Here is a 20226-nt window from a genome sequence, read left to right on the forward strand (position 1 = left end):
AATACAAGAAATCAGCTGAATGATTTATAAAGGTAGAACACCTTGTGCTTTATAGCAAAGCTATTAACTTACCTAGGGAGTTGATTTTAAAGGGGAGAAAATAAAAATGAAGAAAAATGGGGTGGCTAATGGGACTTGAACCCACGACAACCGGAATCACAATCCGGGGCTCTACCAACTGAGCTATAGCCACCACTGAGTATACTTAGGACGCCTGTTTATAAGGCGCGGTGAGTATATTGCATTTGAGCCTAGAATGACAAGAAAAACTTCATCTTTTGCTTAAATTTATATGTTGTACCTATCTACTGTTTTTGCGAACCAGTTTCGGTTAACTCTTCATTTAATTATGTAAGAGTATATCTTTAGAAGATAAGTAGACTTTAAAAATGTAGTTCAAGGATTGTTTATGAACTACATCTTAAAATAACAACTAAATTATGAATTGAATTGTTTACGTCGAACTAAAATCCCCATTATAGCTAAAGCAAATAATGAAATAGTTGACGGCTCCGGAATTTTAGTAGAATCACAATTCTCTCTACATTCATTTCCGTAAAAGGTTATGTGGGATAAAGCTCTTGGTGAGCCTTGATTATTACCATTAACCGTTAAAGGTGTAGTCCATGTACCCGTTGTTACGCTAACGGCCAAACTTAAACAATTAACAGAAAATTCACCCGATGATGTGCAGGTGTTTCTATTATCTGTGTTATCAGCAATCATCCAATTTAATATAAAATCATTAGAAGCTTTTGCGACCCAAAAAGAAACGCCTGGATATGTTGTTCCCGTATAATTCCAGGTTCCAGTACCATTTGTACCAGGTGTAGCATCATTTGTAACATAAAAATTCCAATCAGAGGCTAGAGAAGGCCCTGCTAACTCTATACTTCCATTGTCTTCAAACTTACTCATTACTTTGGCAAAAGACTCTGTACCACCAGAGGGTACATGTGTTATTTCACAATTATCGAATGTACCAAAATAGCCACTGCAATCATTATTATCTTCAGTAATTAATACAGAAACTTGAATCAAATCACCTACTGAAGTTAATGATGCATTAGCAAAAAAGCTACTACTACTAATAAGAGCCAGTCCAAATATTGCTGTTTTTTTAATATTTCTAAATAAAAACATTATCATCACCCAAATAATATCGTTTAACTATACTTATAGTATGTTTAATCCTAATTATAAAGCAAAAACTAAGCCTTGATTTTAAGCTATTGTTATTTTAGAAATTAAATGTAAAGTCAAAAGTTTTTGCATAAATAAAAGTAAGATGTGTAAAATTTTTGGACAGTAAATAATCATGATTGACGCAAAATTATCTTTATACGAATAATTTTGACATAATCATTTCCTCTACACTGAATAGTTAATGTTGGATAGATATTTGAGAGCTTATTTCTTATTATTTTTAATTGCTACCTCCTTTTCAATAAAAGCTTCACAAGAAGATGAGCTATATGAATTATCTCGTAGTGCATTGAATAACAACAATTATAACGAAGCACTAATTCATGTAAGAAACATTCTGAAGATATCACCGGAGCATTTAGCTTCACACATCCTGATGGCCGAAATTTTACTCGCTAATGGCAGTGCATCCATGGCAGAAGTAGCATTAACCAAAGCCGCCTCTTTAGGAGCCAATAAAAAACAATTACAGCTATTATTTGCTGAATCTTACATTATGCAAGGCATGTATAATAAAACGTTAGCCTACCTTCCTGAACATACAGATGACAATAAGTTAGCCGCTCAAATATATGTACTTCGAGGAGATGCTCATTTAGGGTTGCGACAGTTAGAACTATCACAAAAGAATTATCGAACAGCGTTGGATTTTGATGAAAATAATATCTATGCAAAATTAGGTCTAGTGCAAATATTGGTAAATTATTTCAAGTATCGTGAAGCAGACCAGCTTGTCGATGAGGTATTAGCTGGGTATATACCGCCAATAAAGGCTTGGAATTTAAAGTCGAGTATTCAGCAAAGCTTAGGAAATAACGAGCTTGCACTTAATGCGGTTAATAAAGCTTTATTAATAGATAAAAATAATATTCAATCCTTAATCTTCGCCAGTACTATTAATATAGAACTGCAACAATATGATTTAGCAGAACAGTATGCTGATAAGGTGTTAGAACAAATTCCAAACGAACCTAAAGCTGAATTTCTTAAAGCAATGGTTCAAGTTAGAAAGAATAACGATACCGAACTTGAAAGTTCAATCAAAAAAGTAACTGACGTTTTAGATCATTTAAGTGAAGAGGTACTCAGATCTAACCCTTCTTATTATTATCTCGCCAGCATTATTTTATTCCATCAACAAAATTATGAAGCTGCAAGGCAGTATATAGATTCCTATTTATTTATAGATAATAATAATATTAATGCGTTAACCTTGGCTGCCACTATTGAATTAGTAGAAGAAAAACCACTGCAAGCGAAAGTGCTATTAAGCCGAGCAAATTTTTTGGAGCCAGATAACCCCAAAATTTTATCAATGCTTGGCATGACCTACTTAAAATTACAGCAGTATGACAAAGCCCACTTTCATCTAGAACAAGTAAAAAAACTCAAACCCGATTTACCCATAGCAGATACTCAACTTGCAAAAAGCTATTTAGCAAAGGGTAACCCCGAAAAAGCAATTGAACATTTGTTAACCGCTTCTGCTTCAGACTATGATCCTACAGTAGTTGGTTTATTGTTGGTGGAGTCATACATCAGATCAGGAGAAATGGATAAAGGTATTATTGTCGCTAAAAGCTTAGCTGAAAATATAAAAACGGATGCCAATATACAACATCACCTTGGTTATATTTATCAAATATCTGGCGATATCGAAAAGGCTAAACAACAATTTCATTTGGCACTAGAATTGGAGCCAAACCATGCAAAATCTATTGTTAGTTTAGCCAACATAGAATTTGAAAATGGGCAAGTAGAAACGGCTATTAATCGTCTAAAAAAAGCCTTGATGATATCTGAAAATAATATCTATTTAATTACTACGTTAACGACAATATATAATAGGACAGATAATTCAGCTGCTAGTGTTGCTATTTTGGAAGAAAGGTTTAAGGAAAATAATGATAACGAAACGGTATTAAAAAATTTAATCATAAGCTATGTAATTAATAATCAAATACTTACTGCTATAGAAACATTAAATACTTATTTGATAAATCATACTAAAACAGTTGAGCTTTATTTATTATTGGCAAACTTACATTCCCAGAATTCAGATTTATCTTCTGCTGTTGATGCCTATAAAACCGCGATAAAACAAGGAGGGGATAAAGGCAAAATATATTTATCGATAGCTCATGTTTATCAAAAGTTTTCCAATATACCTGAAGCAATATCGGCCTACAAAAAAGCAATGGCTTGGGATGAAAACAACGAAAATGTAATTATCGGATTAGCTGGGCTATATAATGCAGAAAATGAAATTGATAGCGCGATAAAGCTGATTAAAGCTTTTGAAGTTAATCATGAGCTATCTGCACAACTTATAGAAATACTGGCTAATGTTTATTTACGTAACAAAGACTATAGTTTGGCTGAAAAGTATTATAAAAAGCGCATTAAAATAGAAACAAACGACAGTAGTATCGTTGGTTTAAGCATAGTCTATAGAGCAACCAAACGAACCAACAATGCTATAACCACTTTAAAAAAAGCAATAAAGAATAAACCCAAAAGTTTATTATTAAATTCAGCACTAGCTGAGATCTATGTGGAGCAATCACACTGGGCAAAAGCTGATGAGATATATCAAACATTAATTACACTAACCCCTAATCATCCTGCATTGTTAAATAACGCCAGTTATATCGCTTTAAACTTATCGGAATACGATCGGGCGAAAACTCTTGTTAACAAGTCATTAGAGCTTATTGATAATCAACCAGACTCATTAGATACCTTAGGGTGGATTTATTACCATACTAAAGAATTTAACAAGGCCTTACCTCTTTTTAGAAAAGCATTGGCCATCAATAATTCAAATTCAACGGTGAAATATCATTTATCGTTAACATTAAAAGCACTTAATAGAGATAAAGAGGCAATCAAATTAATGGTTGATGTGGTCAACTCTAATTTTGCACAGAAAGAAGAAGCTAGTGCACTTCTTGATCAATGGCTGAAGTAAGGTGGTTATACGAGTTAAGTCTCCCAAAATTCCGTCTCGGTTATTTTTACCACTTATCAAGAATCTTAAGGTGTTATTGTGTCTTTAGATAAAATATCCACGCAAATAAAACAGCAAGGCAATAAAATCCCGCCGGTAGAGCTGTGGGATCCGCCTTATTGTGGTGAAATGGACTTACAGATCAAAGCCAATGGTGACTGGTTTTATCAGGGCACCCCATTTAAACGTTTGTCTTTAGTGAAGTTGCTCGCCTCTGTATTAAAAAAAGAAGCGGATGAATATTTTCTAGTAACCCCTGTGGAAAAAATAAAAATCACCGTAGAAGACGCACCTTTAGTGCTTACTCAATGGCATTGGCATCAAGATAAAAACAACACTTTAGTGGTTTGTACTAATTTAGATGATGAATTTATTTTGGATGCTGATCATGCTCTACACATTAACGAGCAAGGAAACTTGTATGTGACAGTTCGTCGTAATTTATGCGCGAAGGTACATCGAAATGTTTATTATCAGTGGGTTGATCTTGCTAAAGAAGTCAAAACCCAACTAGGCACTGAATTAATATTCTCCAGCGCAGGTTGTAATTTCAGTTTAGGCGTCATCGATTAACCCTGATAAGTTAATTGCATACCAATAAATAATAGAGCTACTTTAGAACAAAAGGCGAAGTTAAATCACCCGTGAAAAGCGCTGCTGATTAATATGTTTTTTCATATAAGCATCAAAGCTCATACAAATAATACGAATTAACAAACGTGCTTTTTGATCTACCTGAATACTATCTGAGCTATTAACAACTAGACCATCTTCAATAAAGGTATCGAGTAACGGTAAATCTTCACTGAAGTATTCATCAAAGTCGATATTATATTTGTCATTAATTTTAGTTTTATCTAAATACAAATTGCACATTAACTCACGGATAACTTCACCACGAATCACATCGTCTGATGTTAAACTTACGCCACGTTCTTGCGCATGTTGCTGACTATCTATAGCCTGATAATACTCTCTCAATTCTTTAATGTTTTGGCTAAAACTATTGCCTATGGCACTTATAGAAGAAACCCCTAAACCTAATAGATCACAGCCACCTTTGGTGGTGTAGCCTTGAAAGTTTCGATGTAAGCTGCCATTGCCTTGCGCGATAGAAAGCTCATCATTTGGCTTGGCAAAATGATCCATACCAATAAAGTCGTAACCATAGCCACATAAGGTTTCTATGGCTAACTTCATCAAGGCAAATTTTTGTTTAACATCTGGGAGCCACTCGTCACGTAGCTTACGTTGCGCGGCAAAGCGGCTTGGTAAATGTGCGTAGCTAAATAATGAAATACGATCAACATCCCACTCATGAGCTTTATCTAAGGTTTTAGTAAAAGTTTCTGTGGTTTGATGCGGCAACCCATAAATCAAATCAATATTAATGGATTGAAAACCAACTTCTTTAGCATGACCAATAAAATCGCCGATAAATTGAGTTGATTGTACACGGTTAATCGCTTCTTGAACTTTCAAATCTAAATCTTGTACGCCAAGGCTTAAACGATTAAAGCCTAAAGAATATAAGTGCTCAGCTAAATCCATTTCAATTTCACGAGGATCTATTTCAATACTCATTTCTAAATCATCAGCAAAATCAAACTTCTCTTTTAATAAGCCGACTAAGGTAGTGATTTGCTTGTGCGTTAAAAAGCTGGGTGTGCCGCCGCCCCAATGTAATTGCTTTACTTTATAGTCGCTAAAATGCGGTGCTTGCAAAGAGATTTCTTGTGCTAAATAATCGAGGTAAATATCGGCTTTATGGCGATGGCGGGTGATAACTTTATTACAACCGCAGTAATAGCAAAGGGTATGACAAAAAGGAATATGTACATATAAAGACAATTCACGATTAGGTGACTTTTCTACCGCCTGTATAAAATCATGATGTTTAAAGTCGTCATGAAACTCTAATGCCGTTGGGTACGAAGTATACCTTGGGCCACTAGTATTATATTTACTGAGTAATTGAGGATCAAAAAACTGACTAACTTGCATGATGTTTACCATTAATTTAATAATTACCGATAATTATACACAATTATCTTTTATGGATATTGATCAAACTCAAGCTCGGTTAGTTTATTCAGTAATTAATTTTCTAGTGGCTAAGACTAATCAGCACATTCAATGCATTTTTCAGCAGCTGGTTGTACTTCTAACCGTTGATGGCTAATTTCTTCACCGCAAGTTTGGCATATGCCGTAATTACCATTTTCCATGCGTGTCAGGGCATTAGACAAATGTTGAATTTCAATTTTTGCTTCTGATTCAAGCGCATTGAGCACTTCATCGTTTTCACGCTCACCCGCTTGCTCTGCCCAGTCGGCATCACGACCGTTTGCAAAATCTTTGTGGATAGAACTAATGCGGTTTTGCAGCTCAACAATACGTTGGGTAAATTTTAATTTTAGTTGCTCAGTCATAGTTATTACCTCAAAAGCAGGTTGCCACCTTGAGGACATAATCGTCAAGGTGAGCTAAGAAGATGTACTCAGTATACTCATTCTTTCGGTAGTATATTGTTGAAGTAGATCAAGATCTTTGACTATTTCTTCACGCAGTTGTGATTCAGCAGTTAAACGTTGGTAATCTTCTTTCATACGCTGCTGTTTTGACAATTTTTTACGCTCATCAAGAATCGTTAAATGTCTTATTTCATCGTATAACTTAAATATAGCAGGAAATTGCTGTTCTAATTCGCTCATGGTTTTAAGAGAGCTTAACAAAACCGATAAACGCCAGCAGCCTTCACCATATTCACATTGTTCTTCTTTCATCGCCCGTGTTATTAATAACACGCTGGCTAATACTTTATGATCATGGCGTTCTAGCGCTTGCTTATGCGCCAATTCAGCTTGCTGTTGTGCTTGTTTTTGCTGAGAAAGTTGACGTAATAAACTGCCTGCATAAAAAGCAAGTGCAGCAATAATAACCACCGCGACTAGTATGGCGAAAAGCCAAGAATTACTCATTACCCTATCCTACTCAAATTGAGATAAATCATCACTCGCATTATCGAGTTTATCCCATAAATCATCTTCTGAACTTTTGGTTGTAGCAGCTAAGTTATCTTCCTCTTCATCGTCCTCTAAACCTAATTTTTCACTTAAGATTTGATGACGTTCCATCATGCTATTAAAGTAATCAACCTCTTCCTCTGATAAGGCCACTTCTTCATCTTGTTTAGCCATAATAGCCTGTAACTTTTCATCCGCTTCAATATCAGCAAGCTCTTGAGCAAAATCATGTTCAGGCTCGGCGTAACGAATAGCTGCAATAGCTGCCTGTTCAGTAGTTTTACTTTGTTTTGGTTTGGCACTTTTGTTAGCTGTATTTTGATTGTCTGCGGTACTAGCACCACCGAGTGCGATTGGCTTTTTACTGCCAATACGTGGATCTTTTTTCTGTTGATGGCTGCTGTTTTCCGATTTACTGACGAATGCTTCCTGTTGACGATTACCCGGTTTTTTTCCTGTTTTCTTACGGACACGCTTTTCAACATTCGCAAGCGCTTCTTTGCTAAGTTTTGGCTTTGCTTTAGGTGCCGAGGCCGGTTTTCTAGATTTTTTAGTGCGAGACATGAGTTTGATACTTTTTGGCGATTAATACCGCTATTTTACGCCATTAATCACCAAAAAGTAACGAAAGTTTCTCTGTTTGTTCTGAAAGGTTTTAAGCTTGCTCATGTAGCCAAGCGGCATGACGGGGTGCGCGTTTAGTTTCAGACCACTCTTCAATCATCGCCTGAGCAACGTCATTTAATTGCTTATACTGCTCAGCCGTACCTGTATTTGCAGCAAGTTCTAAACGATGTCCGTTTGGATCAAAGAAATAGATAGACTTAAAGACACCATGATTAACCGGCCCTAATACTTCTACACCTTTGCTTTCTAATGTTGCTTTAGCTGACACTAATGCTGCAACACTTTCAACGCGCAAGGCTAAGTGCTGAACCCACGCGGGTGTGTTTTCATCACGCCCCATTGCCGGAGAGTTTGGAATTTCAAAAAACGCCAACACATTTTCATTACCAGCATCGAGAAAAATATGCATGTAAGGATCTGGCGCTTTTGTCGAAGGTACTTCATTTTCAGCAATCGCTAAAACTAAAGCCATGTTGAGTTTATCTTGATACCAATCGGCAGTTTCTTTGGCGTCAATACAGCGATAGGCAACATGGTGAATTTTCTCAATATTTATCATACTCAAGTAACTCTGTGCTTAGGGAGATATGCATTAATATTACTCGTACTTTGGCACAGTTCACTAATTTTAAGCGCATTTAACCTCAAAATTAACGTCAGCAATTCACTACGCTAGATTGTATAGAAATTTATACAGGAAAATCATTCGAGGACAAAGCCCTAGCTAAGACCCTAAATGAGATACTAACTATATCCTAAGAAACTAGCGTTAAAATAAGAAGGAGTATTGAAAAAGTAGCCACCTACCGATTAACAATTGCTATAACAATAGTGCGGCTACTTTAAATGATTGTGACGTTAGTTAGGCAAGAATAACGGTTTTATCGCCATTTAAACATACGCGCTGCTCGGCATGAAAACGTACTGCGTGGCTTAATGCAGTAGCTTCTAAATCATGCCCCATATGCACCATTTGTTCGATAGTAAAAGTATGATTGATGGGCTTTACTTCTTGAACAATAATAGGTCCTTCATCAAGATCAGCCGTTACATAGTGTGCCGTCGCACCAATAACTTTTACACCTCGCGCATGTGCCTGATGGTAAGGGCGTGCGCCCTTAAAGCTTGGTAAAAATGAATGGTGAATGTTTATAGCACGGCCTGACAACTGCTTACATAAATCATCTGACAATATTTGCATATAACGGGCAAGTACTAATAAGTCAGCATCAACCTCGTCCATTAATGCGATAATTTGTGCTTCTTGCTGGCTTTTGGTTTCTGCCGTTATCGGTAAATGGTGAAATGGTACGCCATGCCAATCAGCTAAAGATTGACAGTCTTGATGATTTGAAATGACAGCAACAATATTTATAGGTAATACGCCTGACTTCCATTTTGTCAGTAAAGACACTAAGCAATGATCATCTTTAGATACCGCCACCACCACATTAGGCACATCTTCTTTATTACGTAGTTGATACTCCATATGCAAGGGTGCTGCTAGTTCATCTAATGCTTCAATAAACTCATTCGCTGATACCGTTAAGTTCCTGTCATCAAAGGCGATACGTGAAAAGAAAGTTTCAGTATAAGGATCACTATATTGTGAAGTTTCAGTGATAAAAGCGCCATGCTCAAATAAACTTTGTGACACTTTGGCTAATACGCCAGTATTGTCAGGACATTGCCAAGTAAGGATATAGTGGTTAGGTGTAGTCATTTATTACGTTCCGATAAATTTGAAACATCATCATTGGCGATATTTCCTTTTAATGCCAGTGTTTTAATAGCTTTTATGGCTATATAACAGTTATTTTTGTACTTACTCTTTTGCAGCGGTAGCAATACGATGTTTATTTTTGATATAAAACTGCTCAACTTTTTCTCTTGCCCAAGGTGTTTTCCTGAGAAATTTTAGACTTGAATTAATGCTAGGGTCTTTTTTGAAGCAATTAATATTAATTTGCTGACTTAGCGCTTCAAAACCAAAGTATGCTTCTAACTCAGTTACTATGGTTTTTAAGGTAATACCATGCAGGGGATTGTAAGGTTGGTTGTCCATCAGCTAATTTCGGTGAAAAAAATATAGCCTAATTATAACCAAAATGGCACTGCACCTTCAAAAATAAAAGGTGAGTGCCATAAATTAAAAACCATTAAAAGCATTAATGGTTCATGTCATCTAATATTTACTAAGCAAAATACTTTTCTAAATCATCTGCAGTACCAATATGTTTGCCATCAATAAACACTTGCGGAACGGTATCAGCACTAGTAATTGACCTCATAGCTGTCAACGTAATTTCATCGCCAAGCGTTAACTCTTCGTACTGCAAGCCTTGCTTAGCCAATAATGCTTTTGCGCGTGCGCAGTGTGGACAGCCTGTCTTGGTAAAAATCGACACTTTAGTTTTTTGAACTGCATCAGGATTAATATAAGACAGCATAGTATCTGCATCAGACACTTCAAAAGGGTCACCCGGCAGATCAGGCTCAATGAACATTTTGTCAATTATGCCATCTTTTACTAGCATAGAATAACGCCAGCTTCGCTTACCAAAACCTAGATCAAGCTTTTCAACTAACAGCCCCATAGCGTCGGTAAATTCACCATTACCATCTGGAATAAAGCTCACATTCTCAGTACCTTGATCCGCTGACCAAGCATTCATCACGAAAGTATCATTCACTGACATACAAATAATTTCATCTACCCCATTTTCAGCAAACTTACCTGCTAACTCGTCGTATCGAGGTAAATGTGATGATGAGCACGTTGGCGTAAAGGCGCCGGGTAAAGAAAAAACTATTACTGTTTTTCCTGAAAAGATTTCTTGGCTGTCACGCTTACTCCACTCATCATTAACACGCATAGGAAAAGTAACCGACGGTACTTTTTGACCTTCTTTATTTTTAAATGTTATAGACATAGCAAATCCTTAAAATAAACAGTTGTTGAGTCAAAATATATAGTAATAATATTAGCACTATATATTAGTAAACGATTAACCTCATCATTACACTAAAAAAATCTGAATTTACTTAATTAATTTCTTTTTGAAATTATTTTAGCCAAATCAGGTCTTTTCTATTTATTCGTTATATTCTTAATTTTATTTATCAAGGAAACCATAAATCCATGCTTACTAGAAAATTATTACTGACACTCATAGTTTTATTCACCAGCTCACAAGCACTTGCAAATAATAAAGCTTTTATGACAAAAGCTATTGCTGAGTCCGCTGAGCAAGTAACACCATTAATGAATGGGCAAAATATTCCCGCAGTTGAAGTAACCACAACCTCAGGGAAAAAATTACCCTTATCAGAAGTATTAAATAATAAAAAAACTATTTTATTTTTTTACCGTGGCGGCTGGTGTCCATTCTGTAACACACAAATGGGGCAACTAAAGAAAATTGAACCAAAATTAAAAGACTTAGGTTTTCAATTAATCGGTATTTCAACTGACAGTGTCGCAGATTTGAAAAAAAGTATCGCTAAGCAAGAATTAAGCTATCAACTACTTTCCGACTATAATTCAAAAACAAGTCAAGCGTTTGGTTTAGCCTTTTTTACTAGCCAATCGGTTACTGATAGGTATCTTGCCAGATTTAAATTACAAAACGCACTTCAAGCAAATGCAGCTGGAGAAAAGCGACTTGTAATGCCAGTGCCTGCAGTTTATGTAATTGATAGTAAAGGTCTTGTTCAATTTAACTATGTGAATCCTAACTATAAAGTGCGTTTACATGAAGATATTTTATTAACTGCAGCTCAATTAGTTAAATAGTTATACCAATTTGATTAAATTTCTTCCCTACTCAGAGCCATGCTCGATGTTCAATAACAAGGCAAATTTGTTTAGATTTAGTCATTCTAAATCAAATAAATTTAACGAAGTTAGTGGGCATCGAGCAAGCTCCCAAAGGGCGAGTTTAAAAGGCTTACATGCTGCGTTATTGATTTTGACAAGGGAATAACCATTCTCTTCAATCAATGCCTTGCCTCTAAGCCTTTTAATTCTCGCTGAGTGGGAAAGAACTTAATCAACTTGGTATTAACAGCTCAAAAATTTGCTAAACGCTAGCTTGGCGTGATAAATTAAACACTCAACTTGTATATACAATTAAAGTATCAAGTTGAGTTTCATTATTTAATTTAATCAATAAAGAGCTACCGATGGACTCGAGTTACCACTTATCTACAGGAAATATAGGTTTGCTGATCAGCATGCCTCATAATGGTCAGCATATCCCTAAAAATATTGCTAACACCATGACAGATTACGCCTTAACTATCGCTGACACTGACTGGTATATGGATCAACTGTATGATTTTGCCAGTGAGCTTGGAGCCTATATATTAACGCCAAAATACAGCAGATACGTTATTGATCTGAATAGAAACCCACACGGCGAATCATTATATGCTGGTGCCGATAATACCGAGCTTTGCCCAACAACGGCTTTTAATTCATCGCCCCTTTATCGCCCTGGGCAGCAGCCTTCAAAAGAAGAAATTCAAGGGAGAATTGAAGACTATTGGCAGCCATACCACCAAGCGATAGCAACAACATTACAACAACTCAAACGTCAATATGGTAAAGCCGTGCTACTAGATGCTCATTCTATACTGTCACAAGTACCTCGTTTTTTTAGTGGTAAATTGCCCGATTTTAATTTTGGCAGTGCTAGTGCTAGCAGTTGTGATGAACAGTTACTAGAAAATATAGCTAAGATCGACTTAACACCATATACAAGTGTTTTCGATGGTCGATTTAAGGGAGGCTATATCACTCGTGCCTATGGCGACCCTGAGAATGATATACATGCTATACAACTTGAGTTATCACAAAGCACCTATATGGATGAACCAAGTCACCATTACAACAAGCAAGAAGCTGAAAAAGTAAAACCCTACCTTAAAAAATTTGTGCAATGCTTAATTGAATTCACCCAAACAACATAAGGCAAAAATAAGTAAATATCATGAAATATTATATTAACAACATATTGCTAAGTGATGGCTGGGCAACGAATCAAACTATTACTATTGAATCTGGCATCATTACCGCTATTAACGCAGGTAAAGATAATGATGCTGAGATTATTTCTGGTACGGTAATACCAGGTATGGTTAATTGCCATTCTCACGCTTTTCAACGTGCATTTGCCGGTTTTAGTGAACAAAGCAGCGAAGGACAAGATAGCTTTTGGACATGGCGAAAAGTTATGTATCAATTCTTAGCTAAATTAACCAGTGCCGATGCACAAGTTATTGCCAAACAACTTTACATAGAAATGCTCAAAATGGGTTACACCCGTGTAGCTGAATTTCATTATTTACACCATGATATTGATGGTTCAAACTATACTCAAAATTCGCCAACAACGGCTAATAATGAAGGTTTAGCTACCATGGCACATGCTGTTTTTTCTGCTGCCAAAGAAGCTGGTATCGGTTTAACTATGCTGCCTGTTTTGTATCAATATGCTGGGTTTGGCCAACAAGCAGCTAATGAAGGGCAAAAACGCTTTATTAACTCCACAGCACAATTTAATCAATTAGTCAGTGACTGTTTCAAGTTATCAAAAGACTTTGCCAATACCAATGTAGGTATCGCACCCCATTCTCTTCGTGCCGTCGATAAAACCTCGATAGAGCAAGCCGTCACTCATGTGCGTGCATTAGACAAAAATGCACCTGTGCATATTCATATAAGTGAGCAACAGAAAGAAGTAGATGATTGCCTAGAGCACTATAACAAACGTCCAGTACAATGGCTTTTAGATAACATCAAACTAGATAAACATTGGTGTTTAATTCACGCAACTCACATTGACCAACAAGAGTTACAAGGCATTGTGGATAGTGAAGCCATTGCGGGCATATGCCCAACCACCGAAGCAAACTTAGGTGATGGTATTTTTCCAACCACAGAGTTTTTAGCATCAAATGGGACAATAGCTATCGGCTCAGACAGCCATATTTCAATTAACCCAATTGAAGAGTTACGTTGGTTAGAATACACGCAGCGATTAAGTCGTCAACAAAGGGCGGTACTTGCTTCACCTCAAACACAATCGGTTGGACAGAACCTATGGCAAAAAGCAGCGCTAGGAGGCGCACAAAGTACAAATTCCAATACAGGAAGTTTAGCTATTGGCAAGCAAGCTGATTTATTAGTACTTGATAACAAGTCGATGAGTCTATACGCAAATAATAACCAATATTTACTTGATAGTCTTATCTTTGCTAGCAGAGCAAATACCATCAAAGATGTTATGGTTAATGGTGTTTGGGTGGTTCAAGAGGGTAAACATGCACTAGAGCATGAGAGTGCCAATAATTTTGCACAGTTATTGGCAGCACTGTCGAGCTAAAGCATACTTTGATATTGACGAATAGTCTCACAAACAGCATTTTCGTTATCAGGATGAAAAATAATGCTATTTTCATTACTATTGCAATAACTTAGATAAAACTCTTTAACATTAGATCTTGAAGAAGAGATCTCTTTTAAATACTCCACTTCCTCAGCAGAGAAACTATCTAATTTCGATTCTAAATCGATAAATATTTTCTCTGCCTTTAATCTAACTTTAGTATCACTGAACTCACTAAAAGCATCCAACGCCGCTTCTTTTTGTTCTTCATAAAACTTAGTGACTTCAGGTTGAGGGTAAAAGTGTAAAAATAGTGCTATAGCCACGATTAAGATCAATAAATTTTTCATATTATGCCGTATATTAGTATGCGCTAATCTATGTTATTCTTTGCTAAAGACAATAGCATAAACCATTTTCGTATACTAATTAGATATTTTGTCTTCTAAGGATTTCTCGTGAAAGTCGATGAAAAAGCACCTGTAGCACAAAAAAGCAAAATTCCCGTAAAAAATGTAAAAATTCATCCCGCTAAAAACAAGAATGAGCGCTATAAACCAGGCGATCAAATATATGTCCGGAAAAACTCTGGTTTTTTCCAAAAACTCAGACAGCGCATGAATTTAGTTTATTTTGCCTTTTTCGCACTATTACCCTGGTTACAATACGAAGGCCACCAAGCAGTTTTATTTGATATCACTGAACAACGCTTTACCCTGTGGAGCTTAACCTTATGGCCACAAGACTTAACGTTACTGGCTTGGTTTTTTATCTTCGGTGCTTTTTTGCTGTTTTTTGTTACTACATTTTTAGGCCGTGTTTGGTGTGGTTACATGTGCCCTCAAACTGTATGGACATTTATTTTCATTTGGTTTGAAGAAAAAATTGAAGGTACGGCCAACCAACGTAGAAAATTAGATCAACAAAAAATGAATGCTAACAAGTTGTGGAAAAAAACCTTAAAGCACATGAGTTGGTTGTTATTCTCTCTCTTCACCGCAATGACCTTTGCTGGTTATTTTTCACCGATGAATGAATTATTTATTAATGTCATCACCCTAGACACAAGCGTTACAATGGCAATAGTTTTGGCTTTCTTTACTTTTGCCACCTATGGCAATGCCGGCTGGATGCGTGAAACCGTTTGTTTACACATGTGTCCTTATGCACGATTCCAATCAGCTATGTTTGATAAGGATACGTTAACCGTTGCCTACGATGCTACTCGAGGTGAAAACCGAGGTGCTCGAGGAAGAAAGCAAGACCCAAAAGCGTTAAATTTAGGCGACTGTATCGATTGCAACTTATGCGTTGAAGTCTGCCCAACAGGTATCGATATTCGTAACGGCTTGCAATATGAGTGTATTAATTGTGGCTCCTGCGTAGATGCCTGCTCAGGCGTTATGACTAAAATGAAGTATGAACAAGGTTTAATTCGCTATACCACAGAGCACGAACTTGAGGGTAAAAAAGTCCACTTAGTTCGCTCAAAATTAATTGGCTATGCCGTGGTTTTACTTATTATGAGCACCATGCTTATATTAGAAATTGTTAATCGTGTGCCATTATCATTAGATATTATTCGAGACAGAACCGAGTTAGCCAAAGAAAATTTTAATGGTGAAATTGAAAATGTTTACACCTTAAAAATATTGAACATGTCCCAAACAGATAACACCTATAAAATAGGGGTTAAAGGGATTGAAAATACGCAATGGCACGGCAAGCAAGAGATATTAGTCAAAGCCGCAACAGTGTATACTTTACCCATCAGCATTTCTGTCGATCCATACGAGCTTAAGGGTTATATGACCGACATCACCTTTAGTGTTGAGCAAATATCACCAGAGGCGGATGTGAAAATTGAGCAAGAAAGTCGATTCTTCAATAAACGCTAATGAATACAATAAAAAGTAACTATTAATGGCTAATTTTGATTTTAACGCACTCTCACCCGACACTATAATCGACGGTTTGGAGAGTGCAGGTTTTATTGTAGACAGTGGCCTATTACCACTTAACAGTTATGAGAATCGTGTTTATCAATTTCATGATGAAAGTCTCACTAAATATGTGACTAAGTTTTATAGACCACAACGCTGGCAATTGGCTCAAATTCACGAAGAACATGACTTTTCCTTTGAACTAGACGAACAAGAGTTGCCTATTGTTGCGCCATTAAAAAAAGATGGGCAAAGCTTATTCGAACATGAAGGCTATCATTTTGCTGTATTCCCTTGTCGAGGTGGTCGTATATTTGAAGTAGACAACTTAGATCAACTAGAGTGGATGGGCCGTTTTATTGGTAGAATTCATGCCGTATCAGCAACAAAGTCGTTTCAACATAGACCTAGTTTCAATGTGAATGAATTTCTCTATCAAGCGCAAGAAACCATAGCCGACAGTAATTTTGTACCGCCAACACTAAATAAAGCTTTTTTTACTATTTTAGAGCAAGTGATTGAAGTTGCCGAGCAACAGTACAATACGAACAACAAAGCTCAACAGCAAATTAGACTACACGGCGATTGCCATGCAGGTAACATATTATGGCGCGACGAAGGGCCTCATTTTGTTGACCTTGACGATTGTCGCTCTGGTCCTGCCATTCAAGATTTATGGATGATGCTCTCAGGCGACAGGCAACAACAATTGTTACAAATTGACACCCTACTAATGGGTTATGAAGAGTTCTTTTCATTTGAACCAAGTCAACTTAATTTGATAGAATCACTAAGAACCATGCGCGTAGTCAACTACATGGCTTGGTTAAGTAAGCGCTGGCAAGATCCAGCATTCCCACAAAACTTTCCGTGGTTCAATACGGAAAAATACTGGGAACAGCAAATACTGACACTTAAAGAACAAATGTCGGCCTTACAGCAACCACCGTTAAGTTTATTACCGGTTTAACCTACTACCCAAGTGAATATAGGAAAATATAATGAGAAAAATACAACAGCACTTTATGGTGTTATTTATGCTTTTAACGGCATTTTCCGCTAGCGCTTATGCTGCAAGCTATACCGAAGGAACGCATTACACCAAAGTGAGTGAAAACGTATCAAGTAAGCCAGAAGTACGTGAATACTTCTCTTTTTACTGCGGTCACTGTTTTCGTTTTGAACCTTTTATGGAAACGTTAAAAACAAGTTTACCAGAAGGTGTTAGCTTCAAACGTAATCATGTTGATTTTCTTCGTGCCGCATCACCTAAAATACAAGGAATGTTATCGAAATCAGTGGTCGTTGCAGAGCAATTAGGTATGGACAAAAAGCTGATTGGTGCTGTATTTAATTATATTCACGTTCAGCGTGCGGTTATCACTTCAGAAAAAGACATTCGTAATATTTTTGTTTTAAATGGCGCCGATGGTGAAAAGTTTGATAAGTTAATGAAAAGCTTTAGTGTAAAAAGCCAAGCTAAGTCAATGAAAAAGCACCAAGATACTATGAGCAAGAAAAGAGCTTTAACTGGTGTTCCTACTGTTATTATCAATGGTAAATATCGTATTAACAATCAGGCATTGGACGGCAAAAACTTCGAGCAAGACTATCAAAATTTAGTCGCGTATTTATTAACGTTAAAATAATAAGATTGCTAACTTATAAAAAACCGTCGTTCATCTGACGGTTTTTTTTATTTTAGAATTATGACTTATTAAATAAACTCTTCAATAGTTTAGCTTTTGCTTGTACAAACTCATCTGTAGTTAAAAAACCCTGTTGTTTCAAACTAACAAGTTTTTCTAACGCATTTACCAATTCAGTATCAATCGTGCTTTTATCACTTGCGTTATTATCAATAGTACTATCACTATCAGCTTTTGGTGGATTAACCTTAACAGAGTCATCCTCAGAGGCCTTTTCAGCTGCAGTATTTATTTCTTCAAGCTCTGGCTCCGCCACTGATTTTTTCTGAACCGCAGGGCGTATTGCTGCCGCTTGGTTATGTAGTGGCGTGACATTATTATCTTTTTCAAGCCTTTGTTTTTCATCAGTTGTGGGGGAAACAACTGGCTTTTCTTTTCTTTCACCCGTTTGTGTTGGATTAATGTGCTGACTCACCAACCAACACCAATCAAGTAAGTCATCAACCACTTTAAAGTAACTTTTCTTCGTAATTCGGTTACTGCCTTTTCGCATATATAAACAAATAATATAACTTTGCTTTTGCTTCACCGTTAACTTCAGGCTAACTTGTCTAATTTTACCATCAACCATTTTATCAACTTGCTCTTTGGTAAATATAGTTCGCAAGTCTTGTTCTTTATCATTATTAAAGCCATGCCCATAGGTGTCATTAATTACACTAATAGTATTATCATTTAACTGTACTTCACTACTCACTATATCTACCATATCTAGCACAGTTTCAGCGCTGGTAGCATGTCGGTGATATAAACCTATTTGTTGTTTTGATTGACTCACTTCTATGTGAGCATATTGTTGCCTAACCAATGCTTTAGCGGAAAACTTATTGCGTTTCATCAAAATATAAAAAGCACCGGCAATCAACGCAAAAATAAATAGCATTAAAAAACTACCGCTAGAAGAAGTCGATTCCTGCGCAGGTTCACCACTTAAAGCGCCTGAATTATCTTGCGATAATTGATAAAAAAGGTTTTTATCTTTATCTAGTATTAACACTTCTCCAGATAAACTTGTTATCAAACTAGGATCACTATGAGTAGTTAGTTGATTTGAAAATTGCCACTCCACTTGTGGCGTACTCACTTCACTATTTTTTGCTGAAACAGAACGGTTAAAGACCAGAGAAGCTAATTGCCAGCTACTTTCTTTTTGCTGCAATAATAATAACTTATTTCTCAAATAAGGCAGATTACGACCTCGATACATTAACACATCATTTATAACGGTATCACTTTGGTGGAGTACCTTTTTAGGTGCTTTTGAACGCCAATCATCTTTACCTTCAGTTAAAGAGAGTTGCTCTTTTTGGTTATATTGATGAACTAATAATAACTGTTCACTGTTTTTATCAGGCCAAATAAATTGATGAATTTCTTGTCCACCTAGCACATAGATATCATCTTTAATTTGACTGTCTTTCAAGAAAGGATTGCTGCTAGGTATTGTATAGCTACGTAAACCAAATTTGGCCGGATTAATACGTAAAACAACGCCAGAATATAGCGATTTTTGCCACTTTTTATCGCCGGGCATACTAATATAAAGCAAACCAAAATCATCATTCCACGACTTAATCGCTGGATTAAATGACATTTGAGTTATCGCAAAGCTTTCATCTGGCACCCCTATTCGTAACACCTCTCGTTTGCTGCTAGGGTCTATTTTCCTGTGGTTTACTGAATTAAATTGCCACTCTGTAATAACGGCATCAAATTCAAGTGAGAGCTCAGGAGCGCGCTCTTGTATGCGTTTAGTGCGACTTTTTTTATTAATCGCTTCTATATGAGCGGTATAAAAAGTAGCGTATCCATCTTGATCACGCAAAGAGAAGTTAGGGTGTAATGCGATTGTGGTTAACGTAATTGTTGGAGGCTTACCTTGTTGCTCTCCCTTAAACAAGACTTCGGGTAAGTCTAATAATGGTGTCGCTGAAATAGTGTCATCCAGTAAAAAAAACTGCCCTGCATCATTAATAATAAAAAATTGCTCTTTATTACTTGGGTTAGCAATGATTTGCTGCCAGTTTTTATTGTTAATTTCATGATGATCTAACTGAGAAATTTCAGCCAAGTTATAACTGTTGCTATCGGCAATTAGGTAAGCTGAAGGGAGCATCAACATCACCACTAACCAATATATAAATAGTGAGCGTTTTTGTCGTTTCTGATAGTGTTGATTAATAATAGTTGTTATCACAAGATATTTTGTCCATGAAATATGTCTAACACCTTAGTTTATAAACTAAATAATACTTTATTTACAAATATACTCAAGCGGCTTTAAATACCTTATCGCACTAACCTGAAGCGCAT

General features: G+C 36.4%; 19 protein-coding genes and 1 tRNA gene. 8 read left to right on the forward strand and 12 right to left on the reverse strand.

All coding sequences use genetic code 11. From position 1 onward, the window contains the following. Positions 1-117 precede the first annotated feature (117 nt). Positions 118-193, reverse strand: a tRNA-His gene (locus AC27GZ_RS03555). A 245-nt stretch (positions 194-438) separates the two neighbouring features. Continuing rightward, positions 439-1143 carry a PEP-CTERM sorting domain-containing protein gene (locus AC27GZ_RS03560; RefSeq protein WP_487093495.1) on the reverse strand — a complete coding sequence of 235 codons (705 nt, stop codon included), beginning with the start codon at positions 1141-1143 and terminating at the stop codon, positions 439-441. A 259-nt stretch (positions 1144-1402) separates the two neighbouring features. Between AC27GZ_RS03560 and prsT the strand changes: the two genes are divergently transcribed. After that, positions 1403-4177: an XrtA/PEP-CTERM system TPR-repeat protein PrsT gene (gene prsT, locus AC27GZ_RS03565; RefSeq protein WP_487093496.1), complete on the forward strand. Its 2775-nt coding sequence runs from the start codon at positions 1403-1405 to the stop codon at positions 4175-4177. Positions 4178-4255: 78 nt separating this feature from the next. After that, entirely contained in the window at positions 4256-4789 is a 534-nt protein-coding gene (locus tag AC27GZ_RS03570) for a DUF1285 domain-containing protein (RefSeq protein WP_487093497.1), read from the forward strand. Positions 4790-4849: 60 nt separating this feature from the next. Here AC27GZ_RS03570 and hemN read toward each other — a convergent pair whose 3' ends face one another. The 8 genes from hemN to AC27GZ_RS03610 all read right to left on the reverse strand — a co-directional run bounded on the left by hemN (position 4850) and on the right by AC27GZ_RS03610 (position 10802). Beyond that, entirely contained in the window at positions 4850-6220 is a 1371-nt protein-coding gene (gene hemN, locus AC27GZ_RS03575) for an oxygen-independent coproporphyrinogen III oxidase (RefSeq protein WP_487093498.1), read from the reverse strand. 116 nt (positions 6221-6336) lie between these two features. Continuing rightward, the gene (locus AC27GZ_RS03580) at positions 6337-6648 is read right to left on the reverse strand and encodes a TraR/DksA family transcriptional regulator (RefSeq protein WP_487093499.1); all 312 of its coding nucleotides are present in this window, start codon (positions 6646-6648) and stop codon (positions 6337-6339) included. A 54-nt stretch (positions 6649-6702) separates the two neighbouring features. Beyond that, the gene (locus tag AC27GZ_RS03585; protein WP_487093500.1) at positions 6703-7197 is read right to left on the reverse strand and encodes a DUF2489 domain-containing protein; all 495 of its coding nucleotides are present in this window, start codon (positions 7195-7197) and stop codon (positions 6703-6705) included. Positions 7198-7206: 9 nt separating this feature from the next. After that, positions 7207-7806, reverse strand: coding sequence for a Der GTPase-activating protein YihI (gene yihI, locus AC27GZ_RS03590; RefSeq protein ID WP_487093501.1), 600 nt, complete (start codon positions 7804-7806; stop codon positions 7207-7209). A gap of 91 nt (positions 7807-7897) precedes the next feature. Continuing rightward, a complete protein-coding gene (locus AC27GZ_RS03595) occupies positions 7898-8428 on the reverse strand; it encodes a VOC family protein (protein ID WP_487093502.1) in 531 nt (176 codons plus the stop codon). Between the two features lie 303 nt (positions 8429-8731). After that, entirely contained in the window at positions 8732-9592 is an 861-nt protein-coding gene (gene purU / locus AC27GZ_RS03600; RefSeq protein WP_487093503.1) for a formyltetrahydrofolate deformylase, read from the reverse strand. A 102-nt stretch (positions 9593-9694) separates the two neighbouring features. Then, on the reverse strand, positions 9695-9934 hold the full coding sequence (locus AC27GZ_RS03605; protein WP_487093505.1) for a VF530 family protein: 240 nt from the start codon (positions 9932-9934) through the stop codon (positions 9695-9697). 130 nt (positions 9935-10064) lie between these two features. Beyond that, on the reverse strand, positions 10065-10802 hold the full coding sequence (locus tag AC27GZ_RS03610) for a glutathione peroxidase (RefSeq protein WP_487093506.1): 738 nt from the start codon (positions 10800-10802) through the stop codon (positions 10065-10067). Between the two features lie 209 nt (positions 10803-11011). On the opposite strand from AC27GZ_RS03610, the gene AC27GZ_RS03615 reads away from it, so the two are divergent. The 3 genes from AC27GZ_RS03615 (at position 11012) to AC27GZ_RS03625 (ending at position 14258) form a co-directional block, all read left to right on the forward strand. Beyond that, positions 11012-11665 carry a peroxiredoxin-like family protein gene (locus tag AC27GZ_RS03615; protein ID WP_487093507.1) on the forward strand — a complete coding sequence of 218 codons (654 nt, stop codon included), beginning with the start codon at positions 11012-11014 and terminating at the stop codon, positions 11663-11665. Between the two features lie 389 nt (positions 11666-12054). Next, the gene (gene hutG / locus AC27GZ_RS03620; RefSeq protein WP_487093508.1) at positions 12055-12843 is read left to right on the forward strand and encodes an N-formylglutamate deformylase; all 789 of its coding nucleotides are present in this window, start codon (positions 12055-12057) and stop codon (positions 12841-12843) included. Positions 12844-12863: 20 nt separating this feature from the next. Further along, positions 12864-14258 (forward strand): formimidoylglutamate deiminase, encoded by a 1395-nt coding sequence (locus tag AC27GZ_RS03625; RefSeq protein ID WP_487093509.1) that lies wholly within the window; start codon positions 12864-12866, stop codon positions 14256-14258. On the opposite strand, the gene AC27GZ_RS03630 is transcribed toward AC27GZ_RS03625, so the two are convergent. Continuing rightward, positions 14255-14611, reverse strand: coding sequence for a hypothetical protein (locus AC27GZ_RS03630; protein WP_487093510.1), 357 nt, complete (start codon positions 14609-14611; stop codon positions 14255-14257). The two genes, AC27GZ_RS03625 and AC27GZ_RS03630, sit on opposite strands and share 4 nt — an antisense overlap. A gap of 108 nt (positions 14612-14719) precedes the next feature. Between AC27GZ_RS03630 and ccoG the strand changes: the two genes are divergently transcribed. From ccoG to AC27GZ_RS03645, 3 genes are read left to right on the forward strand one after another with little or no spacing between them, the layout of a single operon-like run. Then, positions 14720-16159 carry a cytochrome c oxidase accessory protein CcoG gene (ccoG, locus tag AC27GZ_RS03635; protein ID WP_487093511.1) on the forward strand — a complete coding sequence of 480 codons (1440 nt, stop codon included), beginning with the start codon at positions 14720-14722 and terminating at the stop codon, positions 16157-16159. Between the two features lie 25 nt (positions 16160-16184). After that, positions 16185-17174, forward strand: coding sequence for a serine/threonine protein kinase (locus AC27GZ_RS03640; protein ID WP_487093512.1), 990 nt, complete (start codon positions 16185-16187; stop codon positions 17172-17174). A 31-nt stretch (positions 17175-17205) separates the two neighbouring features. After that, entirely contained in the window at positions 17206-17853 is a 648-nt protein-coding gene (locus AC27GZ_RS03645) for a thiol:disulfide interchange protein DsbA/DsbL (RefSeq protein WP_487093513.1), read from the forward strand. 58 nt (positions 17854-17911) lie between these two features. On the opposite strand, the gene AC27GZ_RS03650 is transcribed toward AC27GZ_RS03645, so the two are convergent. After that, on the reverse strand, positions 17912-20110 hold the full coding sequence (locus AC27GZ_RS03650; RefSeq protein ID WP_487093514.1) for an SHOCT domain-containing protein: 2199 nt from the start codon (positions 20108-20110) through the stop codon (positions 17912-17914). Positions 20111-20226 lie beyond the last annotated feature (116 nt).

The organism is Colwellia sp. SU-HH00943 (assembly GCF_057546125.1).

Excerpts from the sequence above, each read along its gene's own strand:
- AC27GZ_RS03560 (WP_487093495.1), bottom strand. The coding sequence starts at position 1,143 with ATGTTTTTATTTAGAAATATTAAAAAAACAGCAATATTTGGACTGGCT.
- hemN (WP_487093498.1), bottom strand. The coding sequence starts at position 6,220 with ATGCAAGTTAGTCAGTTTTTTGATCCTCAATTACTCAGTAAATATAAT.
- AC27GZ_RS03580 (WP_487093499.1), bottom strand. The coding sequence starts at position 6,648 with ATGACTGAGCAACTAAAATTAAAATTTACCCAACGTATTGTTGAGCTG.
- AC27GZ_RS03585 (WP_487093500.1), bottom strand. The coding sequence starts at position 7,197 with ATGAGTAATTCTTGGCTTTTCGCCATACTAGTCGCGGTGGTTATTATT.
- yihI (WP_487093501.1), bottom strand. The coding sequence starts at position 7,806 with ATGTCTCGCACTAAAAAATCTAGAAAACCGGCCTCGGCACCTAAAGCA.
- AC27GZ_RS03595 (WP_487093502.1), bottom strand. The coding sequence starts at position 8,428 with ATGATAAATATTGAGAAAATTCACCATGTTGCCTATCGCTGTATTGAC.
- purU (WP_487093503.1), bottom strand. The coding sequence starts at position 9,592 with ATGACTACACCTAACCACTATATCCTTACTTGGCAATGTCCTGACAAT.
- AC27GZ_RS03605 (WP_487093505.1), bottom strand. The coding sequence starts at position 9,934 with ATGGACAACCAACCTTACAATCCCCTGCATGGTATTACCTTAAAAACC.
- AC27GZ_RS03610 (WP_487093506.1), bottom strand. The coding sequence starts at position 10,802 with ATGTCTATAACATTTAAAAATAAAGAAGGTCAAAAAGTACCGTCGGTT.
- AC27GZ_RS03615 (WP_487093507.1), top strand. The coding sequence starts at position 11,012 with ATGCTTACTAGAAAATTATTACTGACACTCATAGTTTTATTCACCAGC.
- hutG (WP_487093508.1), top strand. The coding sequence starts at position 12,055 with ATGGACTCGAGTTACCACTTATCTACAGGAAATATAGGTTTGCTGATC.
- AC27GZ_RS03625 (WP_487093509.1), top strand. The coding sequence starts at position 12,864 with ATGAAATATTATATTAACAACATATTGCTAAGTGATGGCTGGGCAACG.
- AC27GZ_RS03630 (WP_487093510.1), bottom strand. The coding sequence starts at position 14,611 with ATGAAAAATTTATTGATCTTAATCGTGGCTATAGCACTATTTTTACAC.
- AC27GZ_RS03640 (WP_487093512.1), top strand. The coding sequence starts at position 16,185 with ATGGCTAATTTTGATTTTAACGCACTCTCACCCGACACTATAATCGAC.
- AC27GZ_RS03645 (WP_487093513.1), top strand. The coding sequence starts at position 17,206 with ATGAGAAAAATACAACAGCACTTTATGGTGTTATTTATGCTTTTAACG.